The sequence below is a fragment of the Sandarakinorhabdus sp. AAP62 genome (assembly GCF_000331225.1).
GTDB lineage: Bacteria > Pseudomonadota > Alphaproteobacteria > Sphingomonadales > Sphingomonadaceae > Sandarakinorhabdus.
The window spans coordinates 164,604-180,298 of the sequence record NZ_ANFY01000004.1 but is presented as its reverse complement, the minus strand read 5'-3'; the positions used below and the strand labels follow the sequence as shown (position 1 = coordinate 180,298).

At 62.7% G+C, this 15,695-nt stretch carries 12 protein-coding genes and 1 tRNA gene; 4 read left to right on the top strand and 9 right to left on the bottom strand.

Going from position 1 to position 15,695, the window contains the following annotated elements; translation table 11 throughout:
- Nucleotides 1-10 precede the first annotated feature (10 nt).
- Both D619_RS0104225 and D619_RS0104220 read left to right on the top strand, forming a co-directional pair.
- Complete coding sequence (locus tag D619_RS0104225) at nucleotides 11-1,153, top strand: alpha-D-ribose 1-methylphosphonate 5-triphosphate diphosphatase (RefSeq protein WP_017667323.1); 1,143 nt, start codon at nucleotides 11-13, stop codon at nucleotides 1,151-1,153.
- Nucleotides 1,150-1,851 carry a DUF1045 domain-containing protein gene (locus D619_RS0104220; RefSeq protein WP_033372936.1) on the top strand — a complete coding sequence of 234 codons (702 nt, stop codon included), beginning with the start codon at nucleotides 1,150-1,152 and terminating at the stop codon, nucleotides 1,849-1,851. Before D619_RS0104225 ends, D619_RS0104220 begins: the two co-directional genes overlap by 4 nt.
- Before the next feature lie 116 nt (nucleotides 1,852-1,967).
- Here the strand turns inward: D619_RS0104220 and D619_RS15535 are convergent, their stop codons facing one another.
- The 6 genes from D619_RS15535 to D619_RS0104190 form a co-directional block, all read right to left on the bottom strand.
- Nucleotides 1,968-4,961 (bottom strand): TonB-dependent receptor, encoded by a 2,994-nt coding sequence (locus D619_RS15535; protein WP_017667321.1) that lies wholly within the window; start codon nucleotides 4,959-4,961, stop codon nucleotides 1,968-1,970.
- Nucleotides 4,962-5,068: 107 nt separating this feature from the next.
- On the bottom strand, nucleotides 5,069-6,499 hold the full coding sequence (locus tag D619_RS15530) for an FN3 domain-containing metallophosphoesterase family protein (protein WP_017667320.1): 1,431 nt from the start codon (nucleotides 6,497-6,499) through the stop codon (nucleotides 5,069-5,071).
- 182 nt (nucleotides 6,500-6,681) lie between these two features.
- Complete coding sequence (guaA, locus tag D619_RS0104205) at nucleotides 6,682-8,238, bottom strand: glutamine-hydrolyzing GMP synthase (RefSeq protein ID WP_017667319.1); 1,557 nt, start codon at nucleotides 8,236-8,238, stop codon at nucleotides 6,682-6,684.
- A 9-nt stretch (nucleotides 8,239-8,247) separates the two neighbouring features.
- Nucleotides 8,248-8,688, bottom strand: coding sequence for a thioesterase family protein (locus tag D619_RS0104200; protein WP_017667318.1), 441 nt, complete (start codon nucleotides 8,686-8,688; stop codon nucleotides 8,248-8,250).
- Nucleotides 8,689-8,761: 73 nt separating this feature from the next.
- Nucleotides 8,762-8,837 (bottom strand) — tRNA-Ala (locus D619_RS0104195).
- A gap of 107 nt (nucleotides 8,838-8,944) precedes the next feature.
- Complete coding sequence (locus tag D619_RS0104190; protein ID WP_017667317.1) at nucleotides 8,945-9,265, bottom strand: TIGR02300 family protein; 321 nt, start codon at nucleotides 9,263-9,265, stop codon at nucleotides 8,945-8,947.
- Nucleotides 9,266-9,384: 119 nt separating this feature from the next.
- Between D619_RS0104190 and aroA the strand changes: the two genes are divergently transcribed.
- The gene (aroA, locus tag D619_RS0104185; RefSeq protein WP_017667316.1) at nucleotides 9,385-10,737 is read left to right on the top strand and encodes a 3-phosphoshikimate 1-carboxyvinyltransferase; all 1,353 of its coding nucleotides are present in this window, start codon (nucleotides 9,385-9,387) and stop codon (nucleotides 10,735-10,737) included.
- On the opposite strand, the gene wecB is transcribed toward aroA, so the two are convergent.
- The 3 genes from wecB to D619_RS17790 form a co-directional block, all read right to left on the bottom strand.
- A complete protein-coding gene (gene wecB, locus D619_RS0104180; RefSeq protein ID WP_193743250.1) occupies nucleotides 10,631-11,797 on the bottom strand; it encodes a UDP-N-acetylglucosamine 2-epimerase (non-hydrolyzing) in 1,167 nt (388 codons plus the stop codon). The genes aroA and wecB overlap by 107 nt on opposite strands.
- A gap of 696 nt (nucleotides 11,798-12,493) precedes the next feature.
- On the bottom strand, nucleotides 12,494-12,691 hold the full coding sequence (locus D619_RS15525; protein WP_017667313.1) for an H-NS family nucleoid-associated regulatory protein: 198 nt from the start codon (nucleotides 12,689-12,691) through the stop codon (nucleotides 12,494-12,496).
- 53 nt (nucleotides 12,692-12,744) lie between these two features.
- The gene (locus D619_RS17790) at nucleotides 12,745-13,674 is read right to left on the bottom strand and encodes a hypothetical protein (protein WP_152417295.1); all 930 of its coding nucleotides are present in this window, start codon (nucleotides 13,672-13,674) and stop codon (nucleotides 12,745-12,747) included.
- 149 nt (nucleotides 13,675-13,823) lie between these two features.
- Between D619_RS17790 and D619_RS0104165 the strand changes: the two genes are divergently transcribed.
- Nucleotides 13,824-15,632 carry a hypothetical protein gene (locus tag D619_RS0104165; protein WP_017667311.1) on the top strand — a complete coding sequence of 603 codons (1,809 nt, stop codon included), beginning with the start codon at nucleotides 13,824-13,826 and terminating at the stop codon, nucleotides 15,630-15,632.
- Nucleotides 15,633-15,695: the final 63 nt, after the last annotated feature.

Sequence of the window (15,695 nt, the reverse complement as noted above, 5' to 3'; positions counted from 1 at the left end):
GAGCCCCGGCATGACCACCACCCTGTTTTCCCGCCAGATTGTCACGCCTGATGCCGTGGTGTGCGGCCATGTCCGGATCGATGGCGCGCATATCGCGGCGGTGACGCCGGCCGCCGCGCCGCAGGCCGATGCGATTGACCTGGGCGATGATCTGCTGATTGCCGGCCTCGTCGATATCCACACCGACAATCTGGAGAAACATTACCAGCCGCGCCCGGGCGCGCTGTGGGATGCGCTGGGCGCAGCGCTGGCCCATGATGGCCAATGCATCACCGCCGGCATCACCACCGTGTTCGACAGCCTGTCGCTGCACGGTGCCAAGGACGGGCTGAACCGCAAGGACGCGCTCGGCCCGATGATCGCGGCCATGGATGCCGCCGGTGACGAGGGCCTGCTGCGCGCCGAGCATCTGCTGCACTTGCGCTGCGAAGTCACCAACCCCGAACTGCTGGCGCTGATGGAGCCGCACCTCGACAATCCGCGCCTCAAGCTGCTCAGCCTGATGGATCACACGCCGGGCCAGCGCCAGACCGCCAACAAGGATCGTTTCCGGCAGGAACTGGAACGGTCCGGCGTTTCCGGCGAGGAAATGGCGACGATCCTCGCCACCCGCACCGCCTGGCGGGATCAGGCCGCCGCGCCGAAAAATCGCGCCGGGGTGGTGGCACATGCCCGCGAATTCGGTATCGCGTTGATGAGCCATGACGACGAGAATGAAGTCCATGTCGAGGAAAGCCACGACGATGGCTGTGTTGCCGCCGAGTTTCCGGTGTCGCTGGCCGCAGCCCGGCGCGCGCGCGAACTGGGCCTGCTGAACGTGATGGGCGGGCCCAATTTCGTGCGCGGCGGTTCCCACTCCGGCAATCTGAGCGCGCGGGACTGTGCCGCTGCCGGCCTGCTCGATATATTGTCATCGGATTATGTGCCGCTGTCGATGCTGCGCGCCGCCTTCCAGTTGACCGAAGCGCCGTTTGGCTGGAGCCTGAGCGAAGCGCTGGCCACCGTCACGGTCAACCCGGCGCGCATCGCCGGCCTTACCGATCGCGGCCTGATCGCGCCGGGCCGGCGCGCCGATCTGGTGCAGGTGCATCGCGCGGGGGGCGGCTGGCCGGTACCACGCTCCGTGTGGGTGAAGGGCCGGCGCGTCGCATGACCGCCCGCTATGCCGTCTATTACGCGCCGCCGCCCGCGCATCCGCTGACCGGGCTGGCCAGTGCTTGGCTGGGCCGCGATGCCTGGACCGGCGCCGAGGTGGCGCGGCCGGTGCTGGACGGGCTGGCGCTGGACGCTGACGCACAGACCGCGCTGATTGCCGACCCTCGCCACTATGGCTTTCACGCCACGCTGAAGGCCCCCTTTGAACTCGCCGATGGGCAGACCGAAGCCGGGCTTTTGGCTGCTTTCGAAGCCTTTGCCGCCTCCCAGGCCGGCTTTGCCGCCGAGATCGCCGTGACCGGCCTCAGCGGCTTTGTCGCCCTTACCCTGGCGCAGCCCTGTCCGGCGATGACTGCCCTGCACAGCGCCTGCGTCCACGCCTTCGAACCCTATCGCGCACCGCTGTCGGCAGCCGATCTGGTGCGGCGGCGGCGGGCCCCGATGACGGCCGAACAGGATGCGCGCCTGGTCGCCTTTGGCTATCCGTGGATCTTCGAGGATTTCCGCTTTCACATGACGCTGACCGGCCGGGTGCGCGATGACGCCCTGCGCCATCACATCATCGCCGCGCTTGGCACTTATCTGGCTCCGGCCACTGGCACCCACGCCTTTGCCCAGCTCTGCCTGTTCCGCCAGCCGCAGCGCGATGCGGCCTTTCAGGTGATGGCCGCCGCGCCGCTCGCCAGCCACGGCTGAACCAGGCGGCGCCAACAGCGCCAGCCAACCCCGCCCTGCATCCGCCCATCGGCACGAGCAGCAAAAAGGCGGGGCGGCATTGCTGCCACCCCGCCCCTTTTTCGCCCTGCAGCGGATCAGCGCTGACGGCTGCCGCCCAGGTTGATACGCACGCCGCCCATGAAGCGGGCACCGAACTTTTCATATTCCAGCACCCGGGCGCGAACGCCCGAATAGCGCCGGCCCGGCTCGTCGAGCAGGTTGGTGGCATCCAGGAACAATTCCACCTGCGGGCTGATGGCGTAGCGCGCCGATACGTCGAGACGGCCAACCTGCTGCCAGAAGGGGTCGCCGCCCACGTCCGGCGAACCCAGACCATCCAGATAGTCGCTGCGGAACTGCCAGCTGGCGCGCACCGACAGGCCGTACTGTTCGTAATAGAGCGACGCGTTGTAGTTGAGATCGGACGCATCGGGCAGATCGACCTGGCGGCCATCCGGCGTGGTGGCCGTTGAGCGGTTGAGGGTGATGTTGCCCTGGAAGCCGAAGCCGTGCATCCACTCCGGCGCACCGATCTGCTTCATCAGGCCGGCAAACGGCTGCGAATAGGCGATTTCGATGCCCTTGATCTCGCCGCTGCCGCCGTTGATCGTGGTGTTGAAGGCATAGGCCGAGCGCTGGAAGCCGGTTTCATCGAAGTCGGTGTTGCCGAATACCGTCGTCGAGTTGAACAGCACGTCGCGGATCTTCTTGTAATAGACACCGACCGACAGGAAGCCGCGGTTGGCCATGTACCATTCGAGATAGGCATCCACGCCCACGGCCTTTTCCGGCACCGCAAACGGGTTGCCGCCGGAAATCACCTGCAGATCGTCGTTGATCGTCAGGTTCGGCCGCAGCAGCGTGTAATCCGGACGGGCCGCCCCGGTGTTGACCGACAGGCGCAGCTTGATCTCGTCGGTGGCGTCATAGTTGATGTGCAGGCTGGGGAAGAACAGCGTGTTGCCCGAGCTGGTGTTCAGTTCCTGGCGCACACCGTTGATGAAGCCATTGGCCCGGCCGGTGTTGTCCACCCGTTCGGCGCGGACACCGGCAACGATGTTGCCGCGATCAAAGAACATCGTGCCCATCAGGTAACCGGCGAAAATGTCTTCGGTCACTTCATAGAAGTTGTTCTCGGTGGTGTTGGGCTGGATACGGCTGGCGCCAGCGGCGATGAAGCTGTCGAGCAGGGCGCTGCCGGCTTCGCTGCTGAAATAGCGGAAGCTGTAACCCAGCGGGATGCCGACCTTCAACGGATCGGTGATGGAGATGGCATCCTGGCGCGGCAGCGCGATGCCGCGCGCGGTCAGGTCGGCGGCGCGGGCTTCGATCACCGTGCGGTTCGATTCCTTGGTGCGCTGGTTGTACTGGCCGCCGAACTGGATCTTGGTGTCCTGGCCGAACAGCGTGATGTTGCGATCGATATCCAGCCGCACGGTATAGGCGTCGGTCTGATCCCGCCGGCGGGTGCGGGTCATGGTGACATAATCCAGCTCGGTCGTGGAGATGATGTCACGCCGGGTGCCGAGCGAATAATTGTTGTTGGCATCGGCCAGCGTGTTGAACAGCGTCACCCGGGCGCTGTTGGGATCGGTCAGATCATAGACCACGCTCGGGCGGCGGGTGCGGTCCGACGGACTGACCCAGGTCGAGCTGAACGGGCCGCGGGCATCATCCTGCGCGCGGGTGTAGTTCAGGCGCCAGCTGGCCTTCCAGTCGCCGAAGGTGTGATTGCCGCCCAGCGTGTTGGTGAAGATGCGCTGGCGCGACGAGTTGCTGTTCAGCGTGCTGTCGATCTCGGTGCCGAACACCGTGCCCTGGAACGGCGTGTTGCCGGTGCGGATATCGGCATAGCCGGTGCGGCGCGCGGTGACTTGCGGTGCCGTGCTGCTGGTCGAAACCGCGTTCTGGTCGAAATCGAAGATATAGTTGCTGCGCAGTTCGTCGTCGCGGAATTCGGTGTGAACAACGCTCAGGAAGATTTCGTTGTTGTTGTCCGGGCGCCAGTCGATCTTGCCGCTGAAGGCGGTGTTGGAACGGGTCAGGCGATACAGCTTGTTTTCGGTTTCGCGCGCCCACACACGATCGGTGTTGCCGGCCAGCGTGTCTTCCGGGGCCAGTTCCCAATCGGTTTCGAAATTGTCGGTGATCATGTCCACTTCAAAGCGCGACGCCGACAAGAGGACGCCGAACGTGTCGTTGAAGAAGCGTTCGGAAATGTGGCTGGCGAAGTTGTATTGGCGGCCGCCGCCCAGTTCCGAAAAGCCCATGCCCAGATCGGCGGCAAACTTCAGGCCAGGATAATCGAAGGCGCTGCGGGTGCGGATGTCGACCTGGCCGGCGACGGCTTCACCGGTCAGATCAGCGGTCACCGCCTTGCGCACGGCGACGCGCGAAGCGATGGTGGCCGGGATGGTGTCGAAGCGGGTTTCGCGGCCAGCCGGGCTGATCACGTTGATGCCGTCGAACGACACGGTGGTCCAGTTGGTGCGGGCGCCACGCAAGCTGATGAAGCGATCCTGGCCCTGGTCACGCTGCACGGCGATACCGGGCAGGCGGGCCAGCGAGGCGGCGATGTTCTGATCGGGGAAGCGGCCGATGCTGTCGGCCGCGATGATGCTGACCAGCGAAGTGGACGCGCGCTGCTGCTGCAGCGCGGCGGCTTCGGATTCGGCGATCGGCTTGGAGGCGGTGACGGTGATGGTGCCGGCCTCATCGCTCTGGGCGGCACCCATCTGCACGGTCACGTCCACCGCTTCGCCGGCCACCACGGTCACCGTCTGCTCGACGGCGTCGACGCCGAAATAGCGCACGCGGATGCGGGCTTCGCCAGCCGGCGCGTTGCGGATCAGGAAGCGGCCATCGGGGCCTGTGGTCTCGACAATGTTGGAGCCTTCCAGGCGCACGGTGGCACCCGGCAGCAGGTCGCCGTTGGCATTCTTGACGATGCCGCTGATCTGGCCAGACGCGGTGTTGGCCTGGGCCATTGCCACCGGGGCGGCGGCATCGACCGACTGGGCAAGGGCGGGGGCGGTGAGGCCGAGCGTGACGCTGGCTGTCGCCAGCAGGATGGCACGGGAACGGATCATGTCAGTCTCCTGTTGTACTCAATGGAAGGGCCGGTGGGCGCCGGCGCATTGGCGGTGGATGGTGGCGGGGAAGCAGGCCGCCGGTTGGTGAACCCGCAGCGGAACGGTCAGAAATCAGGGCTCTTGTAGGGCAAGGTGTTGCCAAACCGCCTTGTGGGAGGAGCGGTATTGTCGTTCTTGATCAGGCGCTTGCTGGTTCCGCGCTTTTCGATGATGGCGGCATCATACTGCACGCCATCGGTGGTGTAGGCGGTGTAGCTGAGCCGGTTGCCGTCGATTTCGATGACCTGGAAGAACTGGCCATTCTCACCCTGGCGTTCCAGCTTCACGCCGGTCGGCGCATAATCGTCCCAGCCCTGCTTGCGGAACTGATATTGCTTGGGGCCCGACACGCTGTTGACGAACATTGTGGTCAACGTATCGCCCACCTTGAAACCGGCACGGCGCGGTGCCTGGCCCGCGGCATCGAGCAGGCCGCGGGCATAGGTGTGATCATGGCCCTGCAGCACCAGATCGACATTGTTGCGAGTAAGGATCGGCAGCAGCATGTCGCGGCCCACCTTGTTGTCGCGATCGCCGCCCGAACTGAAAATGGGGTGGTGCATGGTCACCACCTTCCAGCGCGCGGTTGACGCCTTCAGCTGCACATCCAGCCAGGCCGCCTGCGCGGCCATGTCGGGCTGGTTGGTATCGAGCACGAAGACATGCAGATCGGCCGAATAGCGCACGACATAAGCGGTTTCGTGAACGACGGCGGGCAGATCATTTTCCACCGGCAGGCGGAACTGCGGGCGCCACAAATGGCTGAGGATGCGGCGACGCGCGGCATCGTCGGGATCGGCCATGTCATATTCATGGTTCCCGGCCACAGGGATGGCCGGGATCATGGCATGCAGGAAGCTGCCGGCCCTGAACCAATCCGCCCATTCCACATCGCGGCTGCCGCGGTTCACCAGATCGCCGGCATGCAGCATGAAGCGCGCATCCGGCGCGGCCTGGAAGGCGGCACGGATGGTGCGTGACCACAAGGACAGCACGCCATTCTGGGCATCGCCCATGTAGATGAAGCGGATGCGGCCGGATTTCGGCGCCGTGCGGGTCTGGAACCACTCGCTCCAATGGCCATCCTCGCCCATCACCCGGTAGGCGTAGAGCGTATCGGGGGTCAGCCCTTCAAAGCGCACGCTGTGATAGGCCACCGCCGGCAGCGCATCATTGGCCGCCACATTGATCAACTTGCCGCCCAGCATCACTGCGTCCAGATCAACGCGCTGGGTTTGAGCGGTCACGCTGCGGCCGACGAGATCAATGCGCGCATCGGGTGTGGCCAGGGTGATCTCGGCCCGGGTGGCCTTGACGTTGGCCGCCGTGCGCCAGTTCACCGCCAGCGTGTGCGACGGATCGGCATCAAAGGTGGCGACAATACGATCGGGCCAGGCGCTGGCACCTTGCCACGGCGGCGGGCCATGATCTCCATCATGCGCTGCCACAGGCAAGGCCCATAGCAGCGCCAGCGCTGCAACCGCGCGAATCAACATTCCAGTCCCCCGGCAAACCAGTCTGCGGAGGCCGTTAACGAGGCTTTATGACGGAGCTAGGTAAGAACCGAGACGGTTTTTATGCGGTTGGATGAATGTTTCATTGCGGGCATCGGCTTCGCGCCGGACCGACATGCGCACCCTGTATCAGGCCGGTTGGACGACCCTGGGATGCGCAAGAATCATTCCCATTCAATGGTTCCGGGTGGTTTCGACGTATAGTCATAGACCACGCGGTTGATGCCCTTCACCTCGTTGACGATGCGCGTGGCGGTGCGGGTGAGGAAGGCGGCTTCGAACGGGTAGACATCAGCAGTCATGCCGTCGACGCTGGTCACGGCGCGCAGCCCGCACACCCGATCATAGGTGCGGCCATCGCCCATCACGCCCACCGTGCGCACCGGCAGCAGTACGGCGAAGGCCTGCCAGATCTCATCATACAGCCCGGCCTTGCGGATCTCGTCGAGATAGACGGCGTCGGCCTTGCGCAGCGTGTCGCAGGCCTCTTTCGTCACCTCCCCGGGGATGCGGATGGCAAGACCCGGGCCGGGGAACGGGTGGCGGCCGACAAACGCCGGCGGCAGGCCAAGTTCGACACCCAGGCGGCGCACTTCGTCCTTGAACAGTTCGCGCAACGGTTCGACCAGCTTCATGTTCATGCGTTCCGGCAGACCGCCGACATTATGGTGGCTCTTGATCGTCACGCTGGGTCCGCCGGTGAAGGAGACGCTTTCGATGACGTCGGGATAGAGCGTGCCCTGCGCGAGGAAATCGGCGCCGCCGATCTTCTTCGCTTCGGCTTCGAACACCTCGATGAAGGTCTTGCCGATGAACTTGCGCTTGGCTTCCGGATCGGTGACGCCGGCCAGGCCCGAAAGGAACAACTCCTCGGCTTCCACGTGCACCAGCGGGATATGATAATGTTCGCGGAACAAGGTGACGACCTGCTCGGCCTCACCCAGCCGCATCAGGCCATGATCGACGAACACGCAGGTGAGCTGATCGCCAATGGCTTCGTGGATCAGCACGGCGGCCACGGCCGAATCGACGCCGCCCGACAGGCCGCAGATCACCTTGCCATCACCCACCTGCTCGCGGATCTCGGCAATTTTCGCCGCACGGAAGCCGGCCATCGACCAGTTCGGCGTGATGCCGCAGACATTGACGACGAAATTCCTGAGCAGCGCGCCGCCATCGGGCGTGTGCACCACTTCGGGGTGGAACTGCACGCCGTAACGCCGGGCTTCATCGTTGGCGATGGCCGCGAACGGTGCGCCGGCGCTGACGGCCACGGCGCGGAAGCCGGGGGGAATCGCCTCGATGCGGTCACCATGGCTCATCCACACGGTCGGCCGGTCACCCTTGGCCCAAACACCGGCAAAGAAGGCGCAATCATCGACGATGTCGATTTCGGCGCGGCCGAATTCACGATGATCGGACGCCACCACGGCACCGCCCAACTGGTAGCAGAGCGACTGCTCGCCATAGCAGATGCCAAGCAGCGGCACGTCGGCAGCCAGCACATTGTCCGGGATGCGCGGGCCGTTGGCGTCGCTGATATTGGCAGGGCTGCCCGAAAGGATGACGCCCTTGGGCTGCATCCGGGCGTAGGCCTCGCCGCCTTTGGCGAAGGGGACGATTTCGCAGTAAACGCCCACTTCACGAATGCGCCGAGCGATGAGCTGGGTCACCTGGCTGCCGAAATCGAGGATGAGGATCGATGAGTCTGGCGTGTGCATCGCGAGCGCTTAAAGCGAGGGCTCGCCGGGCGCAACCACCAGCGGCAACAAGACCTGGCGCCAGGCATCTGGCAGCGGTGTCGGCCGGCGCGTCACCCGATCAACGTAGACATGGATGAAATGGCCTTCCGCCGCGGGGCCATCGTGGCCAGCGGTGAACAGGCCCACTTCCCAGCGCACACTGCTGTTCCCCAGCCTGGCGATGCGGATGCCGGCCTCCACGGTTTCCGGAAACGCCACCGATCGGTGATATTTGCAGCCGGTTTCCACCACCAGGCCGATGGGATTGCCGTGGTGAATGTCCAGCAGGCCCGATTCGATCAGCCAGGCATTCACCACCGTGTCGAACCAGCTATAGTAGACCACGTTGTTGACGTGGCCATAGGCATCATTGTCCATCCATCGGGTGGGGATCAGGCGGTGCGCGCGATAGTCGGAACGAGGGGTCATGAAGCTGGATGTGCCAGCGATTCGCCCGAAAAGCAAAAACCCCGGCCATCGCTGGCCGGGGTCTTTGGTTGGGTGGTGGAGCCTAACGGGATCGAACCGTTGACCTCTACAATGCCATCGTAGCGCTCTCCCAGCTGAGCTAAGGCCCCACATTCCCAAATGTGGACGCTGCTGTTGCCAGCAACGCCGGGAGCGGCCGGTTAGGCGATGTTTCGCGGGCTTGCAAGCCCGAAATTCGCCGGCCCGGCCGATATCCTCAATTCTCGTCGTCGGTGCCTTCCGAGACAACGCCCAGATCGTCATCGTCGCCCAGGTCAACATCGGCATCGGCTTCGCCCGCTTCCACGTCGGCGTCCTCGATGTCCAGATCCTCATCAACCGCCACTTCGGCATCGGCTTCGGCGGCCTGCGGCTTGGAGGCTTCAAAGGGCGTCGTCTGCTTGGACTTCAGAATCGGTTCCGGCGCCCAGGCAAAGCCGCAGGAAATGCAGGTCACCGGGTCTTCCTTGCCCAGATCATAGAATCGGGTGTTGCATTTCGGGCAGGCACGCTTGGTGCCCCATTCAGCCTTGACCATATCGTCTCCGTGCAGCCCCATCATGACAGGGCAAAAGCCAAAAGCAGGGCGGGCCACGGCCCGCCCCGAAGAGCCCGGCGCATTGCCACAGCCGGAAAGCCCTGTCAAAGCGCCCCATCATGAGTCACGCTGATGGAAATCCCGCCCCGCTTTGTCTGGCCGCCACCGGGCCGCTGACCGGCGACGTCACCGTACCCGGCGACAAGTCGATCAGCCATCGATCGCTGATGCTCGGCGCCCTTGCGGTAGGCGAAACCCGCATCACCGGCCTGCTCGAAGGCGAAGACGTGCTCGCCACCGCGGCTGCCATGCGGGCGATGGGCGCGCAGATCAGCCGCAGCGACAATGGCGAGTGGCGGGTGAGTGGCGTTGGCGTCGGCGGTCTGTTGCAGCCGCAGACCGCGCTCGACATGGGCAACAGTGGCACTTCCACCCGGCTGCTGATGGGCCTGGTCGCCAGCCATCCGATCACCGCGACGTTCATCGGCGATGCCAGCCTGTCGGGCCGTCCGATGGGGCGGGTGATCACGCCCTTGTCGCTCATGGGCGCGACCATCGCCGCCACTCCCGGCGCTGGCCGGCAAACCCTGCCGCTCACCCTCACCGGCGCCTGCCCGGCGATCCCGCTGCGCTACACGCTGCCAGTGGCTTCGGCGCAGGTGAAATCCGCCATCCTGCTCGCCGGCCTCAACACGCCGGGCGAGACGGTGGTGATCGAACCCATCCCCACCCGCGACCATAGTGAGCGGATGCTGGCCGGCTTTGGCGCTGCCCTGTCCGTGGTCCAGGCGCCGGAAGGCCGCATCATCACCCTGCGCGGCGAGGCCGAACTCAAGCCCCAGACCATCGACGTGCCCGGCGATCCGTCATCAGCGGCCTTTCCGATGGTCGCCGCCCTGATCGTGCCGGGCAGCGACATCACCATCCGCAATGTCGGCATCAATCCCACCCGCGCCGGGTTGATCAGCGTGCTGCAGGCGATGGGCGGCGACATCCGCCTGTTGAACGAACGCACGGTGGGCGGCGAGCCTGTCGCCGATCTGCAGGTGCGCCACTCCGCACTCACCGGCATCGAGGTGCCGCCCGACGGCGCACCCAGCATGATCGACGAATATCCCATCCTGTTCGTCGCGGCCGCCTTTGCCCAGGGCCGCACCACGATGCGCGGGCTGGAAGAGTTGCGCGTGAAGGAATCGGATCGCATTGCGGTCATGGCGCAAGGGCTGACAGCCTGCGGTGTAAGCTGCGAAGAACTGGAAGACGGCCTGATCGTGGAAGGCTGTGCCGGCGACCCCATCCCAGGTGGGGCCACCATTGCTGCCCGGCTCGACCACCGCATCGCCATGAGCTTTGCCGTGCTCGGCCTCAACGCTGCAAGGCGCGTGACCGTGGACGATGCGCGACCGATTGCGACCAGCTTTCCAACCTTTGTGCCGATGATGCGCCAGCTCGGCGCAACAGCAAGGAATTGATCACCTGCGCGGCGCCGCCGCTGCCATAGGGCATGGCCGGCGCGGCCATCGCGGCACGCACCGCCCCGCCGGCCAGAATGGCCCGCGCCGCCGCCACAATGGCCACTGGATCGCGCCCGACCAGCAGCGCGTTGCCGCTGTCCAGCCCCTCGCGCCGTTCCGTTACGTCGCGCAGCACCAGGCAAGGCAGGCCGATGGCTGGCGCCTCTTCCTGCACCCCACCCGAATCGGTGAGCACCAGGGCTGATTGCAGCATCAGCGCGACAAACGAGGCATAGGGCAGCGGCGGCAGCAGATGCACGTGCGCACAACCAGCCAGCGCCGCCCGCACCGGACCTGAAACGGCCGGGCTGGGATGCACGGGCACGATGATCTCCGCCTCGCCAGCCAGTTCGGCCAGCGCGCTCACCATGCCGTCCAGCACGGCGCCCTGATTTTCGCGTCGATGGATGGTGGCCAGCAACCAGGGCCGCCCGCGCGGAATTCCGACCAGCGGCCCGGTCGCCGTCCGCGCCAGCGCCGCATCGTCCGCCAGTCGCGCCTGCATCAGCAACAACGCATCGATGCCGCTATTGCCGGTGATGTGCACGCCGCCCTGCACACCCTCCGCCGCCAATGCCGCCGCTGCTGCCGCTGTCGGGGCAAAATGCAACTGCGCCATCTGTGCCACAAGCTTGCGGTGCATTTCCTCCGGATGCGGATCGTGGGTTCCCGTTCGCAAGCCCGCCTCGACATGCGCCAGCCGCGCGCCGGCATAGCGGGCAGCCAATGCGCCGGCCAAGGTTGAACTCGTATCCCCCTGCACCACCACCCACGCCGGGCGCGTTTCGCGCACCACGTCTGCCAGCGCCTGCACCAGCCGCCCCACGACTTCGTCTGGTGAAGCCGCCATCACCCCCAGATCATGATCGGCCTGCAAGCCGAACCCGGCCAGGGCTTCATCAAACATGTCACGATGCTGCCCGGTCGCCACCAGCAACGGGCGCTGCCCGCGGGCTCGCAGATCAAGGATCAACGGTGCCAGCTTCACAGCCTCAGGCCGCGTACCGGCAATGAGCATGATCGGGCATGTTGCAAGTTTTGGATCGTCGGCAGCCATCGCCCACCTGTGCGAAGTGACTGACCCTGATGACAATTCTGCCGCATCTGCCGGGCCATGGCAACCGCTATGCCCCTTGATCCTGCAATGGCGTTCGATTCTGTCCGGCAGGAAAACGTCCACACACCAGTCCAAGGTTCAAATTGGTATTGTCCCCACTCCATAATTGCAGGATTTATTATCCTTATAAATCCATGACTTATGAGGCATAAATTTCAGTGTGTAACATGTGTGTAAGATGCAAAAATCTAAGTATCTGTAAAGTCTGTGTTTTTTAAAGAGCCCAATCCTGCAACCTTACACGCTGTGCAACCAGCGAACTACTCAGTTGCAGTAGCTTCAAAAACCTAGAAATATCTCAATATCACAGAGACTTATGGCCGCACCATAGGCCGGATTATTGCAGTGCGCCAGTTCAATGATCTTGAGCCGCTTCGAATTTTGTGAAACTTTTTCGCGGCCTTGGATGGCTCGTTCAAGAACCATGTAGTGTGCCCATATGAGCCCAGGACATAGGACCGGACTGGCGTCAAATCTTCGTTTACAGCGGCGAGCAGGCTGGTTGTGCCGTGGGCCCGCTACACGAGTAGCGGGCGTGGGCTGCGGTCGCTGTACGACGCTTAAAATCGCAGGCTACAGCGCCAGCCTATTGAGCCGTTATGAGCTTGCGTCGGCAACGACACGGCGCTTACGGCGACGGGTCATGTGCGGCTTCAACTCCGCGTAGGAAATCCCATAGCTCTTGGCCAAATCGACAATCTGCTTGATGGCATCGGCCTGCTCAGCCTGCTTGGCAGCTTCAATCTGCTTTTCCAGCTCGGCCTTCTTGGCCAACAGCTCGGCAAGTTTGCTCATCTTGAGTTCCTTAAGGTGATATGGATTTGGACCTGACCATTCCCATTTTATGGTCAGGGCTTAAGCTGGGCAATCGAACCTTTTTCGATTTGCGCCCCAGCCCAAAACTCTTGGAGCTGGCCAAACGGGTTCGGAAATAGACGTGCGTCGATCTCGCTACGGCGATCTCGGGACAACGCCATCTGATCGCCCCGGATTTTAGCGATGGCATCCATCGACAGCTCTTCAGTCACTGGAAAAACGCCGTAGGCTGCATTTTTCATGATGGCATCTGCCTTGTTGAAAAGGCGGTAAAAGTCGTTGCGTGCCTGTTTTCGCCAGTTGTCGTCCGTGGGCATGTAAGTCTTTTCGATGCCGCATTTGTAGGTGATCTCGCAAATCTCTAAGCCCGGATCAGTCCTGCGCTTGTCCCAAACCTTGAAATATCTTTGCAATGCAGGGATATCAGGCTTTCCGCTTGGTTGATACAATGCCGCACTGAGCTTCTTGCCCCGTGCCGAACGGTTGCCCCGAGGTAGCTCATCCAACAAGGCTTTTATCTCGTCGACTGTGCGCTGATGGTCACCATTGACCGCAAGCGAGACGATCAAGCGATCAGGTGCATTGAGATCAGACGACCAGCGCCTCATTCCTTCTCGATCCAGTTTTCGAATACTGTATGATTGCGGCTCACAGAACAACGCCCAGCCCCGATCCCACCACCACGACCAGAAATTGCCCTCGAACACATTGCCAAAATCCGGGTAGGCGCTGTTCAGCACCTTTGCACTCCGGCGGCCATCTTCGGTTCTAGCCGTGTCGCAAATGCCCCGGCAGGTTTCGCTGGCGCTTAGGTATCGCCACCAATGGTAGTAAACACTTGAGAGCCATGGTTCTTTGGGGTCGATATCCTTGTGCCCCTTACGCTGCTCGGCAACCTGCCCACCATGCTGTTCCGGCGGCCAGTGCTGAAAATACACCTGATAATTCGCATATCTGATCAAATCAGCCTCCCAGCCTCGTTGGCGCATGTAGGCAAAAGACTCTTTGTCCCGGACGATACGTTAGGCTTACAGGCCCATTCAGAAAATTCATGCCCTGCGCCGACGTCCAGCAATTTTAGCTGTGCGTCATTGCATAGGAGTGCATGATAATGCTGACGTATAACGAGACCCTCGAAACCAACATTGACGCTGCCAAACTCGGCGCCTTTGTCACCAAGGCTCAGGAAGCCTACAAAAACTATAAGTCTGCGGCAATGAAGTCTGCCGCAAACTGCTACCTGCTCTGGTACTTTGCGGCCTCTGAGCAGGCTGAGGAGTTTGCCCGTGCATGGTTTGCCTCGCAGGTGGACGACTACAACGCCGAAGTTGACCGCTTCAATAACGCCCTTCCCGATCTCGAAGCCCGTGTTGCTGCCTATCTCGCGAGCGACGGCAAGGACGTTTCTGCTGAGGAATTCGCCAAGCTCAAGGACTATCTCGGCTATTCCAAGGAAGACTGGGACAAGGCCGCGAAGGTCAAGGCCGAGGCCCGTGACGGCGCAAGCCCGTTCACGATTGTGGTCAAGTTCGTGTTCGAGTTTGCCCGCGCTTCCGATGCCTCGAATGTTTCGCGTTATGCAAAGGTGCTTGAATACATTGACCAGCGCCGTGACCAGCTCGACAGCATGACCGAAGACGCAATTGTTGCGCTGCTCAAGAAGGCAGGCGGATTTGAGGCTGCGCTCGACATTGCCCGTGGCAATGCTCCCGAAAGCAGCAACAGCGCCAACAATAATGATGCCAAGTCGGGGGGCAGCGACGCCGAAGCGGATGCCAAGCGCAACGAGAAGGTCTCGGCTATCACCAAGGCAATCTCTCATGCCGCTCCCGTTGCCAACGTGAGCTACGCACCCAAGTTCGCTCGCGATGGCTATGTGTTCCTGATTGGTCGCAAGGTCGATGATCAGGTCGCAATCTACGGCGAACTGGAAGCATCTGACAACGAAGCCAAGTCGCTGGTGCTTAAGGTTGACACTGACGTGCTTGGCGGCCTCAACCCGTTTGCTGAGTTTGCGGCCAAGGTCTGCGAAATCGGCACGATGGTGCGCGACGGTAAGAAGAGCATCTACACTGCCGACGGCACCAGCTCTGGTGAACATCTCAAGGTGGCTCGCACTTACGTGCTGCGCGATGACGAACGTGGCACCTTCGTGCAGGTTTCCGCCCGCTACACCGATACCTCGGCGGTGATCATTGCCCGGCCGAAGCCCGAAATCGACATCGGCACGTTCCCGTCCGGTCAGTTCCTGATGCTGCCCACGGAGCGCCGCGAAGACGATACTGTCACCAAGACGGGTAAGGATCTCGCCAAGCAGGTCAGCAGCATCGGGGATCGCATCATGTTCGGCATGACGGCGATTGGCGGGACTGAGGATGCGCCTCTGATCTGGCAGATCGTGCCCAATGGGAAGGCAGTGGAGCAGTGCGAAAAGGAGCCTCGCTTCTGCTGGACCATTGCGTCCAAGGAGAAGCACCAGCCTGTCTGCATCGAAAGCTTCAATGCCAAGTTCACCACTGAGCTGCGCAAGACGGCGGTGCAGAGCATCTATGAAGCTTACATCGGAAATTGGCAGAAGGCGAAGAAGGACGAGGACAAGACCTTCCTGCCCATCACGCTGTCCTACAACGGGCTCAGCCTGAGCTTCGAGCACGCCAAGCATAAGTCGTATCGTGTGCCGCTTGAGGCAGAAGAGCAGCCGATGGTCACGCTGGCACTTCGGCCCCGCGACATTGCCGACCTGTTCAAGCTTCTGGCGGAACAGAACACTGACAGCTTTGTCATGAAGGCTGACCCCAACGGCCTGCTGATGGTGCGCTGGTCGGACAAGTTCGGTGAGTACGAAATCTACCTGCCGACTGTGAATGAAAAGGGCGGGCTCAAGGATCGTTGCCTGACCGTGCTTTCCTGCCTCATCTAGGCGTGAACTGACCCTGTTGGGATGCTGCCAGACGGCATCCCAACATAACCTGAAAACTTGATT

Excerpts from the sequence above, each read along its gene's own strand:
- aroA (WP_017667316.1), top strand. The coding sequence starts at position 9,385 with ATGAGTCACGCTGATGGAAATCCCGCCCCGCTTTGTCTGGCCGCCACC.
- D619_RS0104165 (WP_017667311.1), top strand. The coding sequence starts at position 13,824 with ATGCTGACGTATAACGAGACCCTCGAAACCAACATTGACGCTGCCAAA.
- D619_RS15535 (WP_017667321.1), bottom strand. The coding sequence starts at position 4,961 with ATGATCCGTTCCCGTGCCATCCTGCTGGCGACAGCCAGCGTCACGCTC.
- D619_RS0104200 (WP_017667318.1), bottom strand. The coding sequence starts at position 8,688 with ATGACCCCTCGTTCCGACTATCGCGCGCACCGCCTGATCCCCACCCGA.
- wecB (WP_193743250.1), bottom strand. The coding sequence starts at position 11,797 with ATGCTCATTGCCGGTACGCGGCCTGAGGCTGTGAAGCTGGCACCGTTG.
- D619_RS0104190 (WP_017667317.1), bottom strand. The coding sequence starts at position 9,265 with ATGGTCAAGGCTGAATGGGGCACCAAGCGTGCCTGCCCGAAATGCAAC.
- D619_RS0104220 (WP_033372936.1), top strand. The coding sequence starts at position 1,150 with ATGACCGCCCGCTATGCCGTCTATTACGCGCCGCCGCCCGCGCATCCG.
- D619_RS15525 (WP_017667313.1), bottom strand. The coding sequence starts at position 12,691 with ATGAGCAAACTTGCCGAGCTGTTGGCCAAGAAGGCCGAGCTGGAAAAG.
- D619_RS0104225 (WP_017667323.1), top strand. The coding sequence starts at position 11 with ATGACCACCACCCTGTTTTCCCGCCAGATTGTCACGCCTGATGCCGTG.
- guaA (WP_017667319.1), bottom strand. The coding sequence starts at position 8,238 with ATGCACACGCCAGACTCATCGATCCTCATCCTCGATTTCGGCAGCCAG.
- D619_RS15530 (WP_017667320.1), bottom strand. The coding sequence starts at position 6,499 with ATGTTGATTCGCGCGGTTGCAGCGCTGGCGCTGCTATGGGCCTTGCCT.